Consider the following 20,323-nt stretch of genomic DNA (forward strand, 5'->3'; position numbering starts at 1 on the left):
GGATGTCTCCAATGCCGCATGCGGCTCGCCTCGGATTGTATTGCGCCTTTGTACTGCTGGCCGCCTGTGCCGGCAGGCCGCCCCAGGCCCCCGCACCGGCTGCCCCGGTCGTCTCTCGTCCCCTGCTGGAAAGCCAGGCCCAGGCAGCCAACGATGTACTCTTTCGGGCCATCGGCCTAGTCGGCACCCCCTATCGCTATGGCGGCAACACCCCGGCCGGCGGTTTCGACTGCAGCGGCCTGATCGGCTACGTCTATCGCGATGCGGCTGGGGTGACCCTGCCGCGCTCGACCCGCGAGATGATCACCCTGGGCTCGCCTAATGTGGCGCGCAATGCCCTGCAGCCCGGTGATCTGATCTTCTTCGCCACTGCCGGTGGCCGTCAGGTCAGCCATGCCGGCATCTATGTAGGGGAGGGGCGCTTCGTCCATGCGCCGCGCACCGGTGGCACGGTACGCCTGGACAGCCTGGCCAAACCCTACTGGCAGAACAGCTACCTGCAGGCCAAGCGGGTGCTGGTCACGCCGAGTCTCGCCGGCGGCTATTGAACCCCGTTTCGCCCGGGCCGCTCGAATAGGTATCCAGCCCATGCGGAGCCCATCATGCCCCAGGCGATACGTCTGCCGCCCCAGCCGGCTCGCTGCGAGCTGTGCGGTCGGGCGGCGCCGCTCACCCGCCATCACCTGATCCCTCGCTCGCTGCACGACAAGGCCTACGTGCGCAAGAGATTCGACCGCGTCAGCCGGATCACCGCCACCCTCTGGGTCTGCCGCCCCTGCCACAACCATATCCACCAGACCTTCGACGAAAAGACCCTGGCCCTGGAATACAACAGCCGCGAGTTGCTGCTCAGCGACGCGCGCATCCGCCAATTCGTCGACTGGCTGGCGGCCAAGCCCGATGGCTTCGTGCCCAAGCGATAAGTAATACCACCCCTATAATTGCTTAGATCTGCTGTCTTTGTCCTTCCTGTCCTGAGGGTAGGCAATCAGGAAAGGAGGCTGTCAGCGATCCGGTAATTCCGCGCCAGAACGCAGCCGGACCGGCACGGTAATGTAAAGGCCGCCGCTGACGCGCTGGCCGAAACTGTCGTCTGCATCTCACCTCCAGGGGTGAACGCCACCGCGGTTGGCCGCTGCGATTAGGATGACGGCGAAGCCGCGGCGACATCCGCCAGTCCGGTTCGATCTCACGAGGAGGGCCGATGAGATCCTTTGCCCTGCCCCTGCTGGCGGGGATGCTGCTCCTGTCTAGCGTCGCATCGGCCGGCGCCGATGAGGCGACCCTGGCGCGGGGCGAGTATCTGACGCGCCTGGGCAACTGCCAGGGTTGCCATACCCGCCCGGATGGCGCGCCCTTCGCTGGCGGGGTCGCCTTCGACACGCCTTTCGGTCGTCTCTATTCGAGCAACATCACCCCGGATCGCCAGCAGGGGCTGGGTGACTGGACGGTGGGTGAGTTTCGCCGCGCCTTGCATGACGGGCTGGGGCGTGAGGGCGAGCAGCTCTATCCCGCCTTTCCCTATACCGCCTTTACCCGGTTGAGCGACGAGGACGTCGCCGCCATCTTCGCCTTCCTGCAGATCCAGCGACCGCTGCCCTATGCGCCGCCGGCCAATGCGCTGCGCTTTCCCTTCGACCAGCGCGCGCTGATCCGTGGCTGGAAGTGGCTCAACTTCACGCCAGGTCCGTTACCGGCGACGGCCGATGCGCAGGTGGCGCGAGGCGCCTACCTGGCGGAGGCGCTGGGGCACTGCCAGGAATGCCATACCCCGCGGACCTGGAGTCAGGGGCTCGACAGCGGCCGGGCCTATGCCGGCGCGACCCAGCAGGGCTGGACCGCCTGGAATCTCACCGCGGATCCGCGTGGCCTCGGCGGCTGGAGCGATGCCAAGCTGGCCAGCTATCTGCGCGAAGGCCATCAACGCGGCGAAGCCGTGGCGGCCGGGCCAATGGCCGAGGTGGTCAGTGGTGGCACCCGTCATCTGGACGACGCCGATCTCGGTGCCCTGATCGCCTATCTGCGAACCCTGCCGGCGCAGCCCGGAGCGGTCCCGGCGCGCGCCGAGGTGCAGCCGCCCGGAGAGGCCGGACCTCTCACGGCCGCGGAGGCGGAAAGCGCGGCTTTGCTGCAATCCGCTTGCGCCAGCTGTCACGCACCGGATGACCAGGGGCCGGCGGGTCCCTATCCGCGGTCCTTCAGCAACTACTCGGTGGTGCGCGATCCCACAGGGACTAACCTGGTGCGCGTCCTGCTCGACGGTCTCGACCGCCAGGGGCGTAGCGAGCACGCCTTCATGCCAGCCTATCGGGAATTGCTCAGCGATCAGCAGCTCGCCGATCTGGCCACCTACATCGGCCGCCGCTTTGGCGGTCATGCCGCCGACATCCGCCCCGAGGATGTGGCAGCGGCGCGTAACGCGGAGAAATAGCGGTGGCGGTCATTGAATTGAAGGTCAACGGCGAGCCGCGACAGCTCGACGTCGACCCGCGCATGCCCCTGCTGGAGGCCTTGCGCGATGAACTGGGCCTCAAGGGACCGAAATTCGGTTGCGGCCTGGGTGAGTGCGGCGCCTGCACGGTGCTGGCGGATGGCAAGCCGGTGCGCGCCTGCCTGTTGCCGGCAGCCTCCTTCGTCGGTCGCGAGGTGCTGACCCTGGAAGGTCTGGGCACGCCCGAGGCCCCTCATGCGCTGCAGCAGGCCTTTATCGAGGAACAGGCGGCGCAGTGCGGCTATTGCATCCCCGGCATGGTGATGACCGCCCAGGCCCTGCTCGCACGGGTGGCGGATCCCAGCGATGCGCAGATCCGTCAGGCATTGGCCGCCAACTTCTGCGGCTGTGGTACCCACTATCGGATCCTGCGCGCGATCAAGCGCGCGGCGGTGCTGCTGCGCGACGGGAAGGCCCCGGCATGACGCTGTCACGCCGCACCTTTCTTGGCGGCGGTGCAGTCCTGCTGCTGGGTTTCAGCCTGCAGCGGCCGATCGCCGCCCAGGTGCTAGCAGCCCCGACTGACCATGCGAGCTTGGCCAAGACCCTCGATCAGCGCCAACTGGACGCCTGGCTGGCAGTGGATGCCCAGGGCCAGGTCACCGTCTACAGCGGCAAGGTGGAGCTGGGCACCGGGGTCAGCACGGCGCTGCGGCAGATCGTGGCCGAGGAGCTGTGCGTGTCTTTCGCCGCCACCCGGTTGATCCAGGGCGATACCCGGCTGACGCCGGACCAGGGCATTACCGCTGGCAGCAAGAGCTTGCAGGTAGGCGGTGCCCAGTTGCGCAAGGCCGCCGCCAGCGCGCGGCAATTCCTGTTTCTGGAGGGATCGCGGCGCCTGGGGCTGGATCTGGCCGTGGTGGACACGGTGGACGGCCGCGTGGTCTATCGCGGCGATCCCACCGGACGCTATGTCAGCTATGGCGAACTGGTAGGCGGACGGCCCCTGGGGCGGCTGGTCAATCAGGCCGTGCGCACCCGGGCCGTCAAGGATTACCGCCTGGTCGGCACCTCGGTGCCACGGGAGGATATCCCCGCCAAGCTGTTCGGCCATTTCGACTATGTCCACGACCTGCGTCTGCCCGGCATGCTGCACGGCTGTGTGGTGCGACCGCCCTGCACCGGCTCGGCGCGACTGGCAGGGGTAAGCATCCGCGGTATCGATGCCAGTGCGCTGCCCGCCGGCGCGCGACTGGTCTACGAAGGCGCCTTCGTCGCGGTGGTGGCGGAGCAGGCGTGGCTGGCGCGACAGGGCGCGGCGGCGCTACGGGTGGACTGGAGCCTGGTACCGGACCTGCCGCTGCCGGGCGAGCTCTATGCCCGACTGGAAGCCAAGGCCGGACCGGCCGACATCCAGCAGGAGACCGGCGATGTCGCGGGCGAACTGGCGAGCGCTGCGCAGCGCCTGGAGGCCGAGTATCGCTGGCCCTATCAGAATCACGATTCCATCGGTCCCTCCTGCGCAGTCGCGGACGTGGGGGCCGAGGGCGCTACCGTCTGGAGCGGTACCCAGGGCGTCTATCAGCTCAGGGCGGCACTGGCGGACCTGCTGGGGCTGCCGGAAGACGGTATCCATGTCATCTATCAGCAGGCGTCCGGTTGCTATGGCCACAACGGCGCCGATGATGCGGCGGCCGATGCGGCACTACTCTCCAAGTTGTGCGGCCGTCCGGTGCGGGTGCAATGGAGTCGGGCCGACGAGCACGGCTGGAATCCCAAGGGGCCGGCGATGCTGATGCGTCTGGCCGGCGGCCTGAGTGTGACTGGCGATCTGCTGGCCTGGCGCTTCGCCAACTGGACGCCCACCCATCTGACCCGACCCAATGGCCAGACCGGCAAGGCGGCGCTGCTCGCCGGGCAGTTGGCCTACAGCCTGCCGCTCAAGGGCGGTAGGGGCGGCGGCAATCGCAATGTGCCGCTGGACTACGATCTGCTCAATGTCCAGGTGGCCACTCATTGGCTGGAAGCCGGGGATTCACCGTTGCGGCCGTCGGCCTTGCGTGCCCTGGGGGCAGTCGGCAACACCTTCGCCAATGAATCCTTCATGGACGAGCTGGCCCTAGCGGCAGGTGTCGATCCACTGGAATTCCGCCTGCGCTATCTGCAGGACCCACGCGCGCGGGCGGTGCTACAGGCCGCCACCGCCAAGGCCGGGTGGCAACCGCCCGCCGCGCACGAAAAGGCCTGGGACGGCGCGTTGGTGAAGGGGCAGGGTTTGGCCTTCCTGCGCTACGAAAACGAGAACGCCTATGTGGCTGCGGTGGTGGAGGTGGCGGTGAGCGAGGCCACGGGTATCCGGGTCACGCGGGTGGTGGTGGCCCACGACTGCGGTCTGATCGTCAATCCGGACGGCTTGCGCAATCAGCTGGAGGGCTGCGTGGTGCAGGGCATCGCCCGGACCCTCAAGCAGGCGGTGCGCTTCGATCACCAGGGGGTGACGAGTCTGGAGTGGGGCGCCTATCCGCCGCTGACCTTCAATGAATTGCCCGAGCTGGAACTGGAGCTGATCGATCGTCCCGAGGAGCCGGCGGTGGGTGCCGGGGAGGCCTCCACTGCCGCCATCCCCGCGGCCATCGCCAACGCCGTGGCGGCGGCGACCGGTCTGCGGCTGCGCGAGGTGCCGCTGAATCGTGAGCGCCTGCGCGAGGCGCTGGCCGCCCGGCGTTAGGCGCGTTTCAGCCGCTGCTTGAAGAACAGCACGGCGCCGGCGCCCAGCAAGGCGACGACCCCCGCACCGATCCAGAGGGGTTCGTTGCCGGCAAAACTGAAATGGTTGGCGCCCTTGGCCGCGAGGTAGCCCGGGCCCATCATCAGCGGCGCCCAGACGATGGCCGACAACACGTTGGCCGACTGGAAGCGCAGTTGGTTCATCGCCATCATCCCGGCCACCAGGGGGACGGTGTTGCGGATCATGGTCAGGAAACGCCCGCCGAACACGGCGAAGAAGCCATAGCGGCGGAAGAACAGCCGGGTCTTGGCCACCTGCTTGCGATAGCGGCGAAAGGGCGGGCGGTGAACGATGCTGGGACCGAGCCAGCGGCCGATGATGTAGGAGCAGATGTCGCCGAGGATGGCGCCAACGATGGCAGCCAGCACCAGGGGCACGGGCGCGAGGACTCCGGAGCCGGCAAGACCACCGACTACCAGCATCAGCGCCGTGGCCGGAATGAAGACGCCCAGCAGCACCAGGGATTCGCCGAAGGCGAGCAGGCCGACGATCAGCGGCGCCCAGGCCTGGTGGGTTTCGATAAAGCCAAGCAGCGATTGCGTCAGGGATTCCATGGGAGGCTACTCTTGCCGAAAAGTCCTAAGACTACGCGGCGCCCGCAGTCTGTCCGCCGTTTCAACAGCTTGAATCAATTTCCTTGGCTGGAAGTGCGCAGGAGCGCGCATCGGCGCTCCGCGTGGACGCCTCAGGTCTCCGCCAGGGCATCCTGGGCGGCATGCCAGCGCAGTTCGTGACGCTCGCCGACCATGAAACGATCGCCATGGAAATCCCAGCGTTCCACGTCCACGGTCTTTTCCGCGCCTTCACCGACCAACAGGCGGTTGAAGGAGTTGGGCGAGGTGCCCCGCACGCGCGAAGAAAGCGCGGTGCCGGCCTGAACGATCCAGACCTCGCGGGGCAGGGTAGGGTACTGGCGACTCAAGGGCAGCACATAGGGCAGGTGGATATGCCCCCCCATCACCAGATCCAGGCCGGCATCGGCCCAGGTGGCAAGGGCGTGATCGGCGTTGTGCTGCAAATTGCTCAGGTCACTGAGTTCGAGGGCGCCAAAGGGCTGGTGGGCGATGACGATGCGCAGCTTGCCGGGACCGGCGCGGCGCAGGCGTTCGGCCACCCGCTCGATCTGCTCGGCACTCACCGCGCCATCCTTGTGGCGTTGCGGGGCGGTGGTGTTGAGCCCGACCAGCAGCAGCTCGTCGTTCTCGAAACTGGGTTCCAACTCCTGACCGAAATGGCGGCGATAGTTGCCATAGGGCATCAGGAAACGGGTGAAGAGGTTGTACAGCGGCAGGTCGTGATTGCCCGGGATCACCAGGGTACGCGGGATACCGTAGCTTTCCAGGCGTTCGATGAAGGTCTTGGCGGCAGCGAATTGCTCGCGCCGGGCGCGCTGGGTGATGTCCCCGGAAAGGATGAGGACATCGGCGCCGTGTTCGCGGACATGGGCTTCCAGGGCCGCGACCACAGCAGGTTGCTCGGTGCCGAAGTGGGTATCGGAGATTTGCAGAAGGGTCGTCATGAGGACCTGGTTTCCAACGGATTCCCCTTTACGACCGCAACGGGCGCCAAGCTATCCGACGAGGGTTGCCCAGAGGCTGTTCCAAGGCTCGCGAGCTAGAGCCACACAAGCCTAGGCGGCCCCGCGAAAATGGCTGAGGAAGCAGCGTTTACGAGTGGTAAACGAGCATTCCGAAGCCATTTTCAACGCCGTTTGGCCGACACGCAGCCGCCTTCGAACAGTCTCTTAGACTTCGCCGTCGTGGTGCCAGGCGTCATGCAACTCGGAGGCATTGGCTTCGCCAACTTCGGCGCGGGCCTTGAGCCAGTCCAGCAGAGCGGTACGGTCTTCCGCGGTGGGCGAGGTGTAGCGCTTGTTGGCCATGATGGTGCCTTCGACCCAGGCGTTGTCGAAGCCACCGATGTAGTCCAGCTTGCGCTCTTCGACGTAGTCGATGAAGTCGCCGAGGAAGGTGTCCAGGTCGTCTTCGCTGAGTTCGTTCTTGAAGCTCACCTTGATTTCGAAGGCCAGTTCCTGGAATTCACCCAGGTACTGCTTCTTGCGCAGGCGACGCTTCATGCGGCTCAAACGGGGATCTTGGTTGGTATCGGTCATGGCGAAGGCCTGGATATCGATGAAAGGGCGGGCATTATCCCTGGCGTCGACGGGTAATGCCAATGGTGGCCGCCAGGAGGGCCGGTTAGCATGGTGGTTTTGGCTGCGACCAGAGCGCGCAGGGGTGGAAGGATGACGGGCAAGACGAGAAGCCGCTCCGGTAGCGTGACCATCCGCGATGTGGCCAGCCTGGCCGGCGTCGCGCCGATCACGGTCTCGCGGGTAGTGAACGCGCCCGCAAGCGTCAAGGCGGCCACCCGTGAGCGGGTACTTACCGCCATAGCAGCAAGCGGCTACATGCCCAACCTGGTGGCTGGGGCCTTGGCCTCCAATCGCAGTCGGCTGGTGGCGGTGCTGGTGCCCATGCTGACCAATCCGCTGTTCGCCGACAGCTACCAGGCGGTGGCCGAGCGACTGGCCCAGGCCGGGTATCAGGTGTTGCTGGGCGTCACTGGCCACGATCCCAGGCATGAAGAGGCGCTTCTGGCGACCATTCTCAGTCGGCGGCCGGATGGCCTGATCCTGACCGGCGTTGATCACACGCCGGCCAGCCGTGCCCGGCTCCAGGCGGCGGGTGTGCCGGTGGTGGAAACCTGGGATCTCAGCGCTGAGCCCATCGATCAGGCGGTAGGGTTTCACCACGAGGCAGTGGGTGCCCTGCTGGCCAAGCGGGCGAACGCTGGCGGCTATGCCCAGGTCGCCCAGGTGGCGGTGGACGATCCCCGCGGTACCCGGCGACGTCTGTCATTGAGTCAGGCCCTGGCCACCCTCGGCATCGCCGAGACGGCGCCGGCGCTATTCACCGGACTGCCCAGCCTGGAGCAGGGGCGCCAAGCCCTGTGCCAGCTGCTCGCCCAAACCAAGGTGCGGCCGCTGCTGGTGGTCTGCACCTCCGACACCCTGGCCCATGGCGTGCTGACCGAGGCCCTGGCGCAGGGGCTGGCGGTGCCCGGCGACGTGGCGGTGATCGGTTTCGGCGATATGGCCTTCGCGGCCCATACCCTGCCTGCCTTGACCACGATACGGGTGGATGCCACGGCCTTGGGGCACACGGCAGCGGAACTGTTGTTGGCCCGTCTGGCGGGTAGTGATGGAGCGCCGCAGCAGCACGACCTGGGTGTCGCGTGGATCGAGCGCGCTAGCGCCTAAGAACAGATTGCGGTTGTCAGACGACTCCTTGGGCGCTAGGGTAATAAAAATGGTAGCGGTACCATTTTTTCTCAGCAGGGGGAGGAGCCGGATGAAGATCGTGATGATTGGCGAAGCCGCCACGCACCAGGAGACACTCGCCAGGGACCTGACCAGCCCGGCCACCTTTATTACCTTGCCTCGGGAAGCCCACGCATCAGCCGCCTGGGACGAGCGAATCGAGGGCGCCGATGTCCTGGTCGCTATGCGTCTGCAGCGTTCAACGCGGGCGCCCAGGGTACGGCTGCTGCAGGTACCTGGCGCTGGCCTCGATGGCATCGATTTCGGAGTGCTGGCAGCGGACTGTCGCGTCTGCAACGTCTTCGAGCACGAGATTCCCATGGCCGAATACGCCCTGGCCTGCCTGCTGGATCATGAGGTGCGCCTGGGTGAGGCCCAGGCGGACTTCGCCAGCGAGCGCTGGACCAATGCCTATCTGGGGCGCCAGCCGCGTGGTGAGTTGCAGGGCAGGACCCTGGCGATCCTGGGTTTTGGCAGGATCGGCCAGGCGGTGGCGCAGCGGGCGCGGGCCTTCGGTATGCGCATCCTGGCCATCACCCGTAGTGCCCGCGACGGCCGGGTGCCCGCCGGGGCCGATGCTGCCCTTGCGCCCGAGGCGCTGAACGAGGCCCTGGGCCTGGCCGATTACGTAGTACTGGCCTGTCCGCTGGACGAGACTACCCGGGGCTGTTTCGGCGCTGCCCAGTTCGCCGCCATGCGGCCGGAGGCCGTGCTGCTGAACCTGGCACGGGCGGCGGTGGTGGAAGAAGACGCCCTCTATCAGGCGCTCGCCGACCGGCGCATCGCCAAGGCGTACCTGGACGTCTGGTACCGCTACCCCAGTGGCGAAGGCGATCTCGTGGCACCCGCACGGCATCGCTTCGAAGAACTGCCCAATGCCGTCTGCACGCCGCATGTCTCGGGTTGGACCCACGGGCTGTTCGCGCGCCGCTATGCCTTCATCGCCGCCAACATCGAACGCCTGCGGCGGGACGAAACGCTGCTCAATCAGGTCCACGGACCGCGCTAGAGGAGGCGCCATGCGCATCACTCGTATCGAAACCACCAGGCTCACGCAATTGCCCAATCTGCTCTGGGTGGAGATCCACACCGACAGCGGCCTGATTGGCCTGGGTGAGACCTTTCGTGGCGCCGAAGCGGTGGAGGCGCAGATCCACTCGCTTTGCGCGCCGCTGCTGCTGGGTCGCGATCCCCTACAGATCGAAGCCCACAGCCGGGCGCTGCTGCGTGGCTATCTGGGCTTCAACGGCAGCGGCGTGGAAACCCGAGCGGCTTCGGCGCTGGACATCGCCCTCTGGGACCTGTTCGGCCAGACTATGGGCGTGCCCATCCATCAGCTGCTGGGTGGCCAGGTCCACGAGCGGATGCGCGCCTATAACACCTGCGCCAGTCCCAACTTCAATACCGGTGGTGACCAGCGCCGGCTGATCGCCAAGGGCGAGGCCCGCGTGGCCGGGCGCTACGACGATCAGGTGGCGGTGGTGGAAAACCCCGGTGAACTGGCCCAGAGTCTGGTGGACGAAGGGTTTGCCGCCATGAAGATCTGGCCCTTCGATGCCTTCGCCCTGGCCAGTGGCGGTCAGTATCTGTCCAGCACCGATTTGCGCCAGGGTCTGGAGCCCTTCGCGCGCATCCGGGAGGCGGTCGGCGATGGCATCGAGGTGATGTGCGAATTCCATTCCTTGTGGAATCCAACCTGCGCCCTGCAGATCGCCCGAGCACTCAAGGACTACAACATCTTCTGGGCGGAAGATCCGATCAAGATGGATCACGTTCAGGGGTTGGCGGATTTCCGGCGGCTGGCGGGCATTCCGGTCTGCGGCAGCGAGACCCTGGCGATGCGCGGCGCCTTCCGCGATCTGCTGGCGGCCGATGCGCTGGACTATGTGATGGTGGACCTGTCCTGGTGCGGAGGACTGAGCGAGGCGCGCAAGATCGCCACCTTGGCCGAGGCCTATCAGAAGCCCATCGCCCCGCACGACTGCACCGGGCCGGTGGTGCTGATGGCCTCGCTGCATCTGGGGTTGGCCTCAGCCAATGCCATCTTTCAGGAAGTGGTGCGAGCCTATCTGGCGGGCTTCTATCGTGAGCTGGTCACCGAGCTGCCGGTACTGGAGCATGGCTGGCTGCTACCGCCAACCGCACCGGGCCTGGGCACCGCCCTGCATCCGGCGCTGCGTCAGCGGCCGGACCGGATCGGGCGGGTATCAGCGCGGTAAGGGGTTCAGGCGGCCAAGGCCGCGCAGGCATCGGCGCAGGCTTCACAGGCCCGAGCGCAGGCCTGGCAGTGATCGGCCTTGTGCTTGCTACATTCGGCGGCGCAGGCGCGGCAGGTGGCCAGGCACAGGGCGCAGGCTTCGGCGACGCGATCGCTGCCGCGCTGCATGAAGGTGGCGGCCAGGCGACAGGCGTCGGCGCAGTCGCGATCCAGGCGGACGCAGTCGCGCATCATGTCCAGATTGGCTTCGCCCAGGCAGGCGCTGGCGCAGGTTTCGCAGGCGGCGGCGCAGTCGAGGCAGGCCTTGATGCAGGCGGCGAGGGTGGCATCGTTCATCCGGTAGCTCCTGGCGGTGGGTGCTTAGGGTGGACCCGTCCGCTCGACGCCGAGTTCGGGCGGTGCCATCGATTGACGCTCTCCCGGCTAGTCCGTACCCTGCGCCCTTGCACGTGGTGCCCCGCCTGGAGCGGGGTGAAACAGGGAAGCCGGTCGAGCCGGCGCTGCCCCCGCAACGGTAGTTGAGCAGTAGCTGCGCGATGCCCACTGGCCCTGGCCGGGAAGGGGCGCGGCGGATGCCACCAGGCATCGGCTCACCAGCCCGGAGACCGGCCACGCTTGCGCTCATCTCGGCGATGCGGAGGGCTTCGCGCGGCGTCGCCATCTGCCTTGCGCGGGTGGCGTCTCTGCCCGTTTCTCCGCCGCGCCCGCACCTGGAGAACCGCCCCATGACCGACACCCCCGATTCGACCAGCCCCGAGCGCGACGAACGCCACCGCGCGCGCATGGTGCGCAAGAAGGCGGTGATCGACGCCCGTATCGCCGACGCCCAGGACGAGCGTGGCCTGCTGCTGGTGCATACCGGCATCGGCAAGGGCAAGAGCAGCTCCGCCTTCGGCATGGCGGCGCGCGCCCTCGGCCATGGCATGCAGGTGGGCGTGGTGCAGTTCATCAAGGGCCGTCGTGACACCGGCGAGCAACTCTTCTTCAAGCGCTTCCCCGACGAGGTGCGCTACCACGTCATGGGCGAGGGCTTCACCTGGGACACCCAGGATCGTGCCCGCGACCTGCAGTCGGCTGCCGCCGCCTGGGCTGTGGCGGTGGAGCTCCTGCGCGATCCAGCCATCGGCCTGGTACTGCTGGATGAACTCAACATCGCCTTCAAGCACGGCTATCTGGACGTCGATCAGGTGCTGGCCGATCTGGCCGGACGTCCGGCGCACCAGCACGTGGTGGTGACCGGCCGCGGCGCCCCGCCGGCGCTGATCGAGGCCGCCGACACCGTGACCGACATGAGTCTGGTCAAGCATGCCTTCCAGTCCGGCGTCCGCGCCCAGCAGGGCATCGAATGGTAGGGGATACGCGGCACTGCCCGGCGCTGCTGATCGCCGCTCCGGCCTCCGGGCAGGGCAAGACCAGCGTCACCGCCGCCCTGGCCCGGCTGCATGCCCGCCAGGGGCGACGGGTGCGGGTGTTCAAGTGCGGTCCGGACTTTCTCGATCCGATGATCCTGGCCCGCGCCAGCGGCGCACCGGTCTACCAGCTCGATCTGTGGATGATAGGCGAGGCCGAGAGTCGGCGCCTGTTATGGGAAGCGGCGGCGGAGGCGGACCTCATCCTCATCGAAGGCGTCATGGGGCTGTTCGACGGGCAGCCGTCGGCGGCGGACCTGGCCGAGCGCTTTGGCGTACCGGTGCTGGGGGTGATCGACGCCGCGGGCCTGGCGCAGACCTTTGGTGCCCTGGCCTATGGCCTGGCCCACTATCGGCCGAGCCTGCCCTTCGCCGGGGTGCTGGCCAATCGCAGTGGCAGTCCGCGGCAGACCCAGTTGATCCGCGGCAGCCTGCCGGCGGGCATGACCTTCTTCGGTAGCCTGCCGCGCGATGCCGGCATCGAGTTGCCCAGTCGTCACCTGGGGCTGATCCAGGCCGACGAGGTCACCGACCTGGATCGCCGTCTGGACATGGCGGCCGACGCCCTGGGTGCCAGTTCCGACATCGAATTGCCAGCGCCGGTGGCCTTCGCCGCGCCGGAACCGGCCGTGGTCGAGCCGCTGCTGGCGGGGGTGCGCATCGGCGTGGCCCGCGATGCGGCCCTGGCGTTTCTCTACCAGGCCAATCTGGACTTGCTGCGCGCCCTGGGCGCCGAGCTGCAGTTCTTTTCCGTGCTCGCTGATCCGACGCTGCCGGAGGTGGACAGCCTCTATCTGCCCGGGGGCTATCCCGAGCTGCACCTGCAGACGTTGTCCAACAATCTGGGCATGCGCGCGGCCATCCGCGCCCATCACGCCGCCGGCAAGCCGATCCTCGCCGAGTGCGGCGGCATGCTCTATCTGCTCGACGAACTCACCGACAAGGCCGGCGAATCCGCCAGCCTGCTCGGGCTGCTGCCCGGCAGCGCGCGAATGCAGACGCGCCTGACGGCGCTGGCGCTGCAATCGGTGGAATTCGAGCAGGGCACCTTGCGCGGCCACACCTATCACCACTCCGCCCTGGAGTCGCCCGAGGCGCCCTGGGCGCGCGGGCTGTGTCCCAATGGCAAGGCGGTCGCCGAGGCGGTCTACCGCGACGGTCGCCTCACCGCCAGCTATATTCACTTCTACATGCCGTCGGCACCCGCCGCGGCCGCCGCGATGCTCAAGCCGTGACCACGACCCCCTATACCCCCGCCGAACAAGCCGCCGTCTACCGAGCCATCGCCGAGCGCCGCGACATGCGCCATTTCTGCGGTGGCGAGGTACCTCCCGAACAACTGGCCCGGCTGCTGGGTGCTGCGCACCAGGCCCCCAGTGTCGGGTTGATGCAACCCTGGCGCTTCCTGCGCATCAGCGATCCAGCCCTGCGCCAGCGCCTGCACGAGCTGGTGGAGGAAGAACGTTGCGCCACCGCCGAAGCGCTCGGCGAGCGCAGCGACGACTTCATGAAGCTCAAGGTGCAGGGCATCCTCGATTGCGCCGAGGTGCTGGTGGCGGCCCTCATGGACGGCCGCGAAGCCCATGTCTTCGGTCGCCGTACCCTCCCGGAAATGGACCTCGCCTCGCTGTCCTGCGCCATCCAGAATCTCTGGCTGGCGGCGCGCTGCGAAGGCCTCGGCATGGGCTGGGTGTCGCTGTTCGAACCGGAAGCCGTGCGCAACCTGCTGGAGATGCCCGAAGGCTCCCAGCCGGCGGCCATCCTCTGCCTGGGGCCGGTGGAAGCTTTCTATCCGCGACCCATGCTGGAAGAGGAGGGCTGGCGTCAGGGCCGGCCGCTGGAAGAACTGGTCTTCGAGAATCGCTGGGGCCAGAAGCCATGATGCTGGCCTTCGCGGTCGTCGGCGGCATGCTGCTTGACCTACTGTTCGGCGAACCCCGCCGTGCCCATCCTCTGGTGCTGTTCGGTCGCCTGGCCGACAGCCTGGAAGCCCGTTTCAATCCCGGTGGCCGCGGTTGGCGCAGTCATGGGGTGATGGCCTGGAGCCTGGCGGTGCTGCCCTGGGTGCTGCTCACCGCCTTGCTCTGCCAGATCGGCTGGCTGGCCTGGATCATCCAGCCCCTGGCGCTGTATCTGGCGGTGGGACTGCGCAGTCTGGGCGAGCATGCCGAACCGGTAGCGCGTGCCCTGCAACGCAACAATCTGCCCGAGGCGCGTCGCCGCGTCGGTTACCTGGTCAGTCGCGAAACGGGCGAGCTGGACGAGACCGCCGTGGCCCGCGCCGCCACCGAATCAGTGCTGGAGAATGGCAGTGACGCCGTCTTCGCCGCCTTGTTCTGGTTCGCCCTGCTGGGGGCGCCAGGCGTGGTGCTCTATCGCCTGGCCAATACCCTGGACGCCATGTGGGGCTATCGCACGCCGCGCCTGGAGCGTTTCGGCTGGGCCGCGGCGCGTCTGGACGACGTCCTCAACTATATTCCCGCGCGCCTGGTGGCCCTGACCTATGCCGGCCTTGGCCGCTTCTGGAGCGCCATCGAAAGCTGGCGCACCCAGGCGCCGCTGTGGGACAGCCCCAACGCCGGCCCGGTGATGGCGGCCGGTGCCGGCGCCATGGGCGTGAGCCTCGGCGGCGCGGCCCGCTACCATGGCGAGTGGCACGAGCGCCCGGTGCTGGGTCGCGGTCCGGCGCCGACCTTCCTGGCCATCACCCGCGCCCTCAAGCTGGTGCGCCGTGGTGCCTGGCTGTGGACCCTGCTGATCGCCCTGGGAGGGCTGCTGCTTGCTTGAGCACGGCGGTCGCCTGAGGCGCGCGGCGCGCACCTACGACATTCCCCTGGCCGACTGGCTGGATCTGTCCACCGGTCTGGCCCCCTGGCCCTGGCCGCTGCCGGAGATTCCCGCCAGCGCCTGGGCCCGGCTGCCGGAGCCCGACGATGGTCTGGTGGAAGCCGCCTGTGCCTGTTACCGGGCCGCCGCGCTGTTGCCAGTGGCCGGCTCCCAGGCGGCCATCCAGGCGCTGCCGACTCTGCGCCCGCCCGCGCGGGTCGCGGTGCTGGCACCTTGCTATGCCGAGCACGCCCTGGCCTGGCAACGCGCCGGGCACGAGGTGCTGGAGTGGAGCGAAGATCAGATCGCGACCCACCTCGACCAGCTGGACGTGGTGGTGGTGGTCAATCCCAACAATCCCACCGGGCAGCGCCTGTCGCCAGCCCGCCTGCTGGACTGGCACGCCCGGCTCGAACGCCGTGGCGCCTGGCTGGTGGTGGACGAGGCCTTCATGGATCCCACTCCGGCGGCGAGTCTGGCGCCTTTCAGCGATCTGCCCGGGCTGATCGTCCTGCGCTCCTTTGGCAAGTTCTTTGGGCTGGCCGGGATGCGCCTGGGCTTCGTGCTGGCGGCGCCAGCACTCTTGGCGCGCCTCGACGAGCACCTCGGGCCCTGGACGGTGAACGGCCCCAGCCGCTATCTCGCCCGGCAACTGCTGGCCGATCAGCAGGGCCAGCAGCGTCAGCGCGAGGCGCTGCTGCAGGCGGGCGAGCGCCTGGCCGCGTTGGTCGTCCGACACGCCCTGGCACCCAGCGGCGGCTGTGCCCTGTTTCAATTGCTGCGGCGTCCCGATGCCGCAGCCCTGCATGAACACCTGGCCCGCCAGGCCATCCTGACCCGCCTGTTCCCCGCGCTTGGCGCCCTGAGAGTCGGCCTGCCCGGCGACGAGTCGGGTTGGCAGCGGCTGGACGCCGGTCTAGCCGGATACCGGAGCCCCCTATGAGTACGCTGATGGTGCAGGGCACCACCTCCGACGCCGGCAAGAGCACCCTGGTAGCCGCCCTGTGCCGCTGGCTCTATCGCCAGGGCGTGGCCGTGGTGCCCTTCAAGCCGCAGAACATGGCGCTCAACAGCGCCGTGACTGCCGATGGCGGCGAGATCGGCCGCGCCCAGGCGGTCCAGGCCCAGGCCTGTGGCCTGGCGCCCCATACCGACATGAATCCGGTGCTGCTCAAGCCCAACACCGACGTCGGTGCCCAGGTGATCATCCATGGCCGTGCCGTCACCAGCATGGACGCCAAGGCCTATCACGCCTACAAGCCGATAGCCCGGGAGGCGGTGCTGGCGTCCCATGCCCGACTGGCCGAAGGCTATCAGGTGGTACTGGTGGAGGGCGCCGGTTCGCCGGCCGAGATCAACCTGCGCCAGGGCGACATCGCCAACATGGGCTTCGCCGAGGCGGTGGACTGCCCGGTGCTGCTGGTGGCCGACATCGACCGTGGCGGCGTCTTCGCCCATCTGGTCGGCACCCTGGACCTGCTCGAGCCCAGCGAGCAGGCGCGCGTCGCCGGCTTCATCATCAATCGCTTTCGCGGCGACCTGGCCCTGCTGCAGCCGGGCTTGGACTGGCTCGAAGCCCGCACCGGCAAGCCGGTAATGGGCGTGTTGCCCTATCTGCACGACCTGCACCTGGAAGCCGAGGATCGCCTGGCCACTGGCCAGGTCGCCAAGCAAGGTCCGCGGCTGCGGGTGGCGGTACCGGTGATGCCGCGGCTGAGTAATCACACCGACTTCGATCCCTTGCGTCTGCATCCCCAGGTGGAGCTGCTCTTCGTCCGCCAGGGTGAGGAACTGCCCGCAGCGGATCTGATCATCCTGGGCGGCTCCAAGAGCGTGCGTAGCGATCTCGCCTTTCTGCGCGCCCAGGGCTGGGACAAGGCCATCGTCCGTCACCTGAGATACGGCGGGCGGGTGCTGGGCATCTGCGGCGGCTTCCAGATGCTCGGCGAGCGGATCGCCGATCCCCTCGGCCTGGAGGGCACGCCCGGCGACAGCGCCGGTCTGGGCCTCTTGGCCATGACCACCGAACTGGCGGCGGAAAAGCAGCTGCGCAACGTGCACGGCTGGCTGAGCGACGGCGACGCCGAGGTGGCCGGCTACGAGATCCATGCCGGCGTCAGCCAGGGCGCGGCGCTGGCGCGTCCTGTGCTGCGCTTCGCCGATGGTCGCGTCGATGGCAGCCTCAGCGACGACGGCCAGGTGCTGGGCACCTACCTGCACGGCCTGTTCGAGTCGCCCGCCGCCAGCGTTGCCCTGCTGCGCTGGGCGGGTCTCGCCGAACCCCAGCAACTGGACTACCACGCTCTGCGCGAACGGGATCTGGAGCGCCTGGCCGATCTGGTCGAGCATCATTTGGACACCGGGCGCCTGCGCGCCCTCTGCGAGCTCTAGATGCGCGAATTCGTCCTCGGTGGCGCTCGCTCCGGCAAGAGCGCCCTGGCCGAGCGCCTGGCCGCCGAGTCCGGCCTTGCCGTCACCTATATCGCCACCGCCGGCGGCAGCGACGCCGAACTGGCGCGGCGCATCGAACGTCATGCCGCCCGCCGGCCGGCGCACTGGGCGCTGGTGGAAGAACCCCTGGCGCTGGCCGAACGCCTGCAAGCTCTGGCGGCGCCGGATGCCTGCCTGCTGGTGGACTGCCTTACTCTCTGGCTGACCAATCTGCTCTTGCTCGACGATCCCCGGCGCCTAGACAGTGCCTGTGCGGAGCTGCTTGACGTCGTGCCGCAGTTGCCCGGCCACCTTATCTTCGTCAGCAACGAAACCGGTCTGGGCGTCGTCCCGCTGGGCGAGCTGACGCGCCGCTATGTCGATGCCGCCGGCGAATTGCATCAGGCCCTTGCCGCGCGCTGCGAGCGCGTGGTGCTGACCGTCGCCGGTCTCCCCCTGACCCTCAAAGGAACCCCGCTATGAGCATGCCCTGGTGGCAAGGACCCTGCCGCCAACCCGATACCGCCGCGGCCGAAGCCGCACGCCAGCGGCAGACGGTATTGACCAAGCCGAGCGGTTCGCTCGGCGATCTGGAGGTGCTGGCCATCCAGCTGGCCGCCCTGCAGGGTACGCCCCGGCCGCTGCTGCAGCGCACCGCCATCGCCGTCTTCGCCGGTGATCACGGGGTGGTGGAGGAGGGCGTCTCGGCCTATCCGCAGGCCGTCACCGCCGAGATGGTGCGCAACTTCGTGCGCGGCGGCGCGGCCATCAGCGTGCTCGCCCGGCAGTTGGACGCGGCCCTGGAAGTCATCAACCTGGGCACCGTCACGCCCCTGGAAGCCTTGCCCGGCGTCATCGACCTGCCGCTCGGACGCGGTACAGCGAACTTCACCCTGACCCCGGCCATGACCCATGACCAGTGCCAGGCCGCGCTGCAGGCCGGGCGCGACGCCGTCCTGCGCGCCTGCGCCGGGGGTGCCGATCTGTTCATTGGCGGCGAGATGGGCATCGGCAACACCACCGCCGCCAGCGCCATTGCCAGTGTGCTGCTGGATACCTCGCCGCTGGCCCTGGCCGGACCCGGGACCGGGCTGGACGCCGATGGCGTGGCGCGCAAGGTGGCGGTCATCCAGCGCGCCCTGTTGCGCCATGGCGATACCCTGCAGGATCCCTATGAACTCTTGCGCCGCCTGGGCGGTTTCGAGCTGGCGGCCCTGACCGGCGCCTACCTGGCCTGTGCCCAGCAGGGCCTGCCGACCCTGGTGGACGGCTTCATCTGCTCGGTGGCCGCGCTCTGTGCCCAGCACCTGCAGCCCGACACCCGCGACTGGCTACTGTTCGCCCATTGCGGCGCCGAGCCCGGTCATGCGGCGGTGTTGCTGGCCCTGGGCGGCGAACCCCTGCTGGATCTCGGCCTGCGCCTCGGCGAAGGCAGTGGCGCGGCCCTGGCGGTTCCCCTGCTGCAACTGTCCTGCCGCCTGCACAGCGAGATGGCCACCTTCGCCGAAGCCAGTGTCTCCAGTCGCGCCCATGACTGATTGCTGGCTGCTGCGCCATGGCGTCACCGAGGGCCCCGAAGGCTTTCGTGGGCGCCTCGATCCGCCCCTGTCGGAACAGGGGTGGAAGCAAATGCGCGCCGCCGTTGCCGCGCAGCCACCGTTCGAACTCATCCTGACGTCGCCGCAGCAACGCTGCGCGCGCTTCGCCGAGTGGCTGGCGGCGGAGCAGGGCACCGAACTGATGGTGGAGGCGGATCTGCGCGAACTGGATTTCGGCGCCTGGGAAGGCCATAGCGCCGCGGAGCTCATGCAGGACCAGGCCGAGGCCCTGGGGCTGTTCTGGGCCGATCCCTATGCCTATACCCCCCCTGGCGGTGAACCCGTGGCCGCCTTCGCCGAACGAGTGCTGGGAGCGGTGGCGCGCTGGCGTCCACGCCTGCACGGGCGGCGCAGTCTGCTCGTCACCCACGGCGGCGTCATCCGCCTGTTGCTGGCTCGCCAGCGCGGTCTGGCGGCCAAGGACCTGCTGCAGGTCGAGGCGCCCTATGCGACCCTGCAGCCACTGGCGCTGGAGGAGAGCTGATGCCACTGCCGCTGCTGATCGCCGTGCAGTTTCTCACGCGACTGCCGATCCGGCTGCCCGGCCTGCCGCCCGCCGAGGCCGTCGGCCGCTCGGTGCTCTGGTATCCCGCAGTGGGCTTGCTGCTGGGCGCGCTCCTGAGCCTGATCGCCTGGTTGAGCGCGGCGGGCGGCGTCTTCCTGCAGGCGGCGCTGGTGCTGGCCGGCTGGGTGATCCTCACCGGCGGCCTGCACCTGGATGGCCTGGCCGACACGGTAGATGCCTGGATCGGCGGCTATGGCGATCGCGAGCGGACCCTGGCCATCATGAAGGATCCGGCCTGCGGCCCCATGGGCGTGCTGGCGCTGCTGTTGACCCTGCTGCTCAAGTGGAGCGCCCTGGTCGTCCTGCTACCGCATGCGCCGGCTGGCCTGTGGCTGGCGCCGCTGGCCGGTCGCCTGGCGCTGCCCTGGCTGTTGCTGACCACGCCCTATGTGCGCCCCGGTGGCCTCGGCGATCTGCTCAGTCGCCACCTGCCGCGGACTGCGCTCAAGGGAGTGCTGCTGCTGGGGGCCATTGGTATGGTCCTGCTACCCCAGGGCGTGACCGCGCTGCTGGTGACCGCCATGGTCGCGCTGCTGGTGCGTCGTGCCCTGCGCCAGCGTCTCGGCGGCACCACCGGCGATACCGCCGGAGCGCTGCTGGAGCTCGCCGAGAGCGGGGTGCTGGTCGCGCTGGCCCTGTCGCTGGGCTGAAAAATCGACCCAAGCGTGAGATACCCGGGATTTTGCGATCTCCGTCCTTGAACGACCCTGGTTAAACCGTTAAGAAGGCGCCTGGT

At 68.3% G+C, this 20,323-nt stretch carries 22 protein-coding genes and 1 riboswitch; of the genes, 18 read left to right on the plus strand and 4 right to left on the minus strand.

Annotated features, from left to right (window positions below):
- Positions 1–11 precede the first annotated feature (11 nt).
- The 5 genes from AX284_RS10825 to AX284_RS10845 all read left to right on the plus strand — a co-directional run bounded on the left by AX284_RS10825 (position 12) and on the right by AX284_RS10845 (position 5,159).
- The gene (locus AX284_RS10825; protein ID WP_068385323.1) at positions 12–548 is read left to right on the plus strand and encodes a C40 family peptidase; all 537 of its coding nucleotides are present in this window, start codon (positions 12–14) and stop codon (positions 546–548) included.
- 54 nt (positions 549–602) lie between these two features.
- The gene (locus tag AX284_RS10830) at positions 603–923 is read left to right on the plus strand and encodes a hypothetical protein (protein ID WP_007159236.1); all 321 of its coding nucleotides are present in this window, start codon (positions 603–605) and stop codon (positions 921–923) included.
- Positions 924–1,204: 281 nt separating this feature from the next.
- The gene (locus tag AX284_RS10835) at positions 1,205–2,431 is read left to right on the plus strand and encodes a c-type cytochrome (protein ID WP_068385326.1); all 1,227 of its coding nucleotides are present in this window, start codon (positions 1,205–1,207) and stop codon (positions 2,429–2,431) included.
- 2 nt (positions 2,432–2,433) lie between these two features.
- Positions 2,434–2,916 (plus strand): (2Fe-2S)-binding protein, encoded by a 483-nt coding sequence (locus AX284_RS10840; RefSeq protein WP_068385330.1) that lies wholly within the window; start codon positions 2,434–2,436, stop codon positions 2,914–2,916.
- Complete coding sequence (locus AX284_RS10845; protein ID WP_068385333.1) at positions 2,913–5,159, plus strand: xanthine dehydrogenase family protein molybdopterin-binding subunit; 2,247 nt, start codon at positions 2,913–2,915, stop codon at positions 5,157–5,159. The genes AX284_RS10840 and AX284_RS10845 overlap by 4 nt, the downstream gene beginning before the upstream one ends.
- On the opposite strand, the gene AX284_RS10850 is transcribed toward AX284_RS10845, so the two are convergent.
- The 3 genes from AX284_RS10850 to AX284_RS10860 form a co-directional block, all read right to left on the minus strand.
- A complete protein-coding gene (locus tag AX284_RS10850) occupies positions 5,156–5,773 on the minus strand; it encodes a DedA family protein (RefSeq protein WP_017638873.1) in 618 nt (205 codons plus the stop codon). The two genes, AX284_RS10845 and AX284_RS10850, sit on opposite strands and share 4 nt — an antisense overlap.
- Positions 5,774–5,904: 131 nt before the next feature.
- A complete protein-coding gene (locus AX284_RS10855) occupies positions 5,905–6,738 on the minus strand; it encodes a metallophosphoesterase family protein (RefSeq protein WP_068385337.1) in 834 nt (277 codons plus the stop codon).
- A gap of 225 nt (positions 6,739–6,963) precedes the next feature.
- Positions 6,964–7,332 carry a YggL family protein gene (locus AX284_RS10860; protein ID WP_007159230.1) on the minus strand — a complete coding sequence of 123 codons (369 nt, stop codon included), beginning with the start codon at positions 7,330–7,332 and terminating at the stop codon, positions 6,964–6,966.
- Positions 7,333–7,464: 132 nt separating this feature from the next.
- On the opposite strand from AX284_RS10860, the gene AX284_RS10865 reads away from it, so the two are divergent.
- The 3 genes from AX284_RS10865 to AX284_RS10875 all read left to right on the plus strand — a co-directional run bounded on the left by AX284_RS10865 (position 7,465) and on the right by AX284_RS10875 (position 10,760).
- Positions 7,465–8,481: a LacI family DNA-binding transcriptional regulator gene (locus AX284_RS10865; RefSeq protein ID WP_068385340.1), complete on the plus strand. Its 1,017-nt coding sequence runs from the start codon at positions 7,465–7,467 to the stop codon at positions 8,479–8,481.
- Between the two features lie 91 nt (positions 8,482–8,572).
- Positions 8,573–9,550 (plus strand): 2-hydroxyacid dehydrogenase, encoded by a 978-nt coding sequence (locus AX284_RS10870; RefSeq protein ID WP_068385343.1) that lies wholly within the window; start codon positions 8,573–8,575, stop codon positions 9,548–9,550.
- A gap of 10 nt (positions 9,551–9,560) precedes the next feature.
- Positions 9,561–10,760, plus strand: a complete 1,200-nt coding sequence (locus AX284_RS10875) for a mandelate racemase/muconate lactonizing enzyme family protein (RefSeq protein ID WP_068385346.1) — start codon at positions 9,561–9,563, stop codon at positions 10,758–10,760.
- A gap of 5 nt (positions 10,761–10,765) precedes the next feature.
- Here AX284_RS10875 and AX284_RS10880 read toward each other — a convergent pair whose 3' ends face one another.
- Positions 10,766–11,095 carry a four-helix bundle copper-binding protein gene (locus tag AX284_RS10880; protein WP_068385349.1) on the minus strand — a complete coding sequence of 110 codons (330 nt, stop codon included), beginning with the start codon at positions 11,093–11,095 and terminating at the stop codon, positions 10,766–10,768.
- A 95-nt stretch (positions 11,096–11,190) separates the two neighbouring features.
- A riboswitch (cobalamin riboswitch) is annotated at positions 11,191–11,387 on the plus strand.
- A 97-nt stretch (positions 11,388–11,484) separates the two neighbouring features.
- Here AX284_RS10880 and cobO point away from each other — a divergent pair.
- The 10 genes from cobO to AX284_RS10930 are packed head-to-tail and all read left to right on the plus strand — an operon-like array spanning position 11,485 to position 20,237.
- A complete protein-coding gene (gene cobO, locus AX284_RS10885; RefSeq protein ID WP_064306628.1) occupies positions 11,485–12,111 on the plus strand; it encodes a cob(I)yrinic acid a,c-diamide adenosyltransferase in 627 nt (208 codons plus the stop codon).
- Positions 12,105–13,403: a cobyrinate a,c-diamide synthase gene (locus tag AX284_RS10890; protein WP_068385352.1), complete on the plus strand. Its 1,299-nt coding sequence runs from the start codon at positions 12,105–12,107 to the stop codon at positions 13,401–13,403. The genes cobO and AX284_RS10890 overlap by 7 nt, the downstream gene beginning before the upstream one ends.
- Positions 13,400–14,050 (plus strand): 5,6-dimethylbenzimidazole synthase, encoded by a 651-nt coding sequence (gene bluB / locus AX284_RS10895; RefSeq protein ID WP_017638865.1) that lies wholly within the window; start codon positions 13,400–13,402, stop codon positions 14,048–14,050. Before AX284_RS10890 ends, bluB begins: the two co-directional genes overlap by 4 nt.
- Positions 14,047–14,955, plus strand: coding sequence for an adenosylcobinamide-phosphate synthase CbiB (gene cbiB / locus AX284_RS10900; RefSeq protein ID WP_068385355.1), 909 nt, complete (start codon positions 14,047–14,049; stop codon positions 14,953–14,955). The genes bluB and cbiB overlap by 4 nt, the downstream gene beginning before the upstream one ends.
- Positions 14,948–15,937, plus strand: coding sequence for a threonine-phosphate decarboxylase CobD (gene cobD / locus AX284_RS10905; protein WP_068385357.1), 990 nt, complete (start codon positions 14,948–14,950; stop codon positions 15,935–15,937). The genes cbiB and cobD overlap by 8 nt, the downstream gene beginning before the upstream one ends.
- Positions 15,934–17,385, plus strand: a complete 1,452-nt coding sequence (locus AX284_RS10910; RefSeq protein WP_068385359.1) for a cobyric acid synthase — start codon at positions 15,934–15,936, stop codon at positions 17,383–17,385. The genes cobD and AX284_RS10910 overlap by 4 nt, the downstream gene beginning before the upstream one ends.
- Positions 17,386–17,907, plus strand: coding sequence for a bifunctional adenosylcobinamide kinase/adenosylcobinamide-phosphate guanylyltransferase (cobU, locus tag AX284_RS10915; RefSeq protein ID WP_068385362.1), 522 nt, complete (start codon positions 17,386–17,388; stop codon positions 17,905–17,907).
- Positions 17,904–18,962 carry a nicotinate-nucleotide--dimethylbenzimidazole phosphoribosyltransferase gene (cobT, locus tag AX284_RS10920; protein WP_068385365.1) on the plus strand — a complete coding sequence of 353 codons (1,059 nt, stop codon included), beginning with the start codon at positions 17,904–17,906 and terminating at the stop codon, positions 18,960–18,962. Before cobU ends, cobT begins: the two co-directional genes overlap by 4 nt.
- A complete protein-coding gene (locus AX284_RS10925; protein WP_017638859.1) occupies positions 18,955–19,506 on the plus strand; it encodes a histidine phosphatase family protein in 552 nt (183 codons plus the stop codon). Before cobT ends, AX284_RS10925 begins: the two co-directional genes overlap by 8 nt.
- A complete protein-coding gene (locus AX284_RS10930; RefSeq protein ID WP_068385367.1) occupies positions 19,506–20,237 on the plus strand; it encodes an adenosylcobinamide-GDP ribazoletransferase in 732 nt (243 codons plus the stop codon). Before AX284_RS10925 ends, AX284_RS10930 begins: the two co-directional genes overlap by 1 nt.
- The last annotated feature ends 86 nt before the right edge of the window (positions 20,238–20,323 follow it).

It is taken from the genome of Pseudomonas sp. HUK17 (assembly GCF_001566765.1).

Coding starts and splice junctions, on each gene's coding strand:
- AX284_RS10825 (WP_068385323.1), top strand. CDS start 12: ATGCCGCATGCGGCTCGCCTCGGATTGTATTGCGCCTTTGTACTGCTG.
- AX284_RS10830 (WP_007159236.1), top strand. CDS start 603: ATGCCCCAGGCGATACGTCTGCCGCCCCAGCCGGCTCGCTGCGAGCTG.
- AX284_RS10835 (WP_068385326.1), top strand. CDS start 1,205: ATGAGATCCTTTGCCCTGCCCCTGCTGGCGGGGATGCTGCTCCTGTCT.
- AX284_RS10845 (WP_068385333.1), top strand. CDS start 2,913: ATGACGCTGTCACGCCGCACCTTTCTTGGCGGCGGTGCAGTCCTGCTG.
- AX284_RS10850 (WP_017638873.1), bottom strand. CDS start 5,773: ATGGAATCCCTGACGCAATCGCTGCTTGGCTTTATCGAAACCCACCAG.
- AX284_RS10855 (WP_068385337.1), bottom strand. CDS start 6,738: ATGACGACCCTTCTGCAAATCTCCGATACCCACTTCGGCACCGAGCAA.
- AX284_RS10860 (WP_007159230.1), bottom strand. CDS start 7,332: ATGACCGATACCAACCAAGATCCCCGTTTGAGCCGCATGAAGCGTCGC.
- AX284_RS10865 (WP_068385340.1), top strand. CDS start 7,465: ATGACGGGCAAGACGAGAAGCCGCTCCGGTAGCGTGACCATCCGCGAT.
- AX284_RS10870 (WP_068385343.1), top strand. CDS start 8,573: ATGAAGATCGTGATGATTGGCGAAGCCGCCACGCACCAGGAGACACTC.
- AX284_RS10875 (WP_068385346.1), top strand. CDS start 9,561: ATGCGCATCACTCGTATCGAAACCACCAGGCTCACGCAATTGCCCAAT.
- AX284_RS10880 (WP_068385349.1), bottom strand. CDS start 11,095: ATGAACGATGCCACCCTCGCCGCCTGCATCAAGGCCTGCCTCGACTGC.
- cobO (WP_064306628.1), top strand. CDS start 11,485: ATGACCGACACCCCCGATTCGACCAGCCCCGAGCGCGACGAACGCCAC.
- AX284_RS10890 (WP_068385352.1), top strand. CDS start 12,105: ATGGTAGGGGATACGCGGCACTGCCCGGCGCTGCTGATCGCCGCTCCG.
- cbiB (WP_068385355.1), top strand. CDS start 14,047: ATGATGCTGGCCTTCGCGGTCGTCGGCGGCATGCTGCTTGACCTACTG.
- AX284_RS10910 (WP_068385359.1), top strand. CDS start 15,934: ATGAGTACGCTGATGGTGCAGGGCACCACCTCCGACGCCGGCAAGAGC.
- cobU (WP_068385362.1), top strand. CDS start 17,386: ATGCGCGAATTCGTCCTCGGTGGCGCTCGCTCCGGCAAGAGCGCCCTG.
- cobT (WP_068385365.1), top strand. CDS start 17,904: ATGAGCATGCCCTGGTGGCAAGGACCCTGCCGCCAACCCGATACCGCC.
- AX284_RS10925 (WP_017638859.1), top strand. CDS start 18,955: ATGACTGATTGCTGGCTGCTGCGCCATGGCGTCACCGAGGGCCCCGAA.
- AX284_RS10930 (WP_068385367.1), top strand. CDS start 19,506: ATGCCACTGCCGCTGCTGATCGCCGTGCAGTTTCTCACGCGACTGCCG.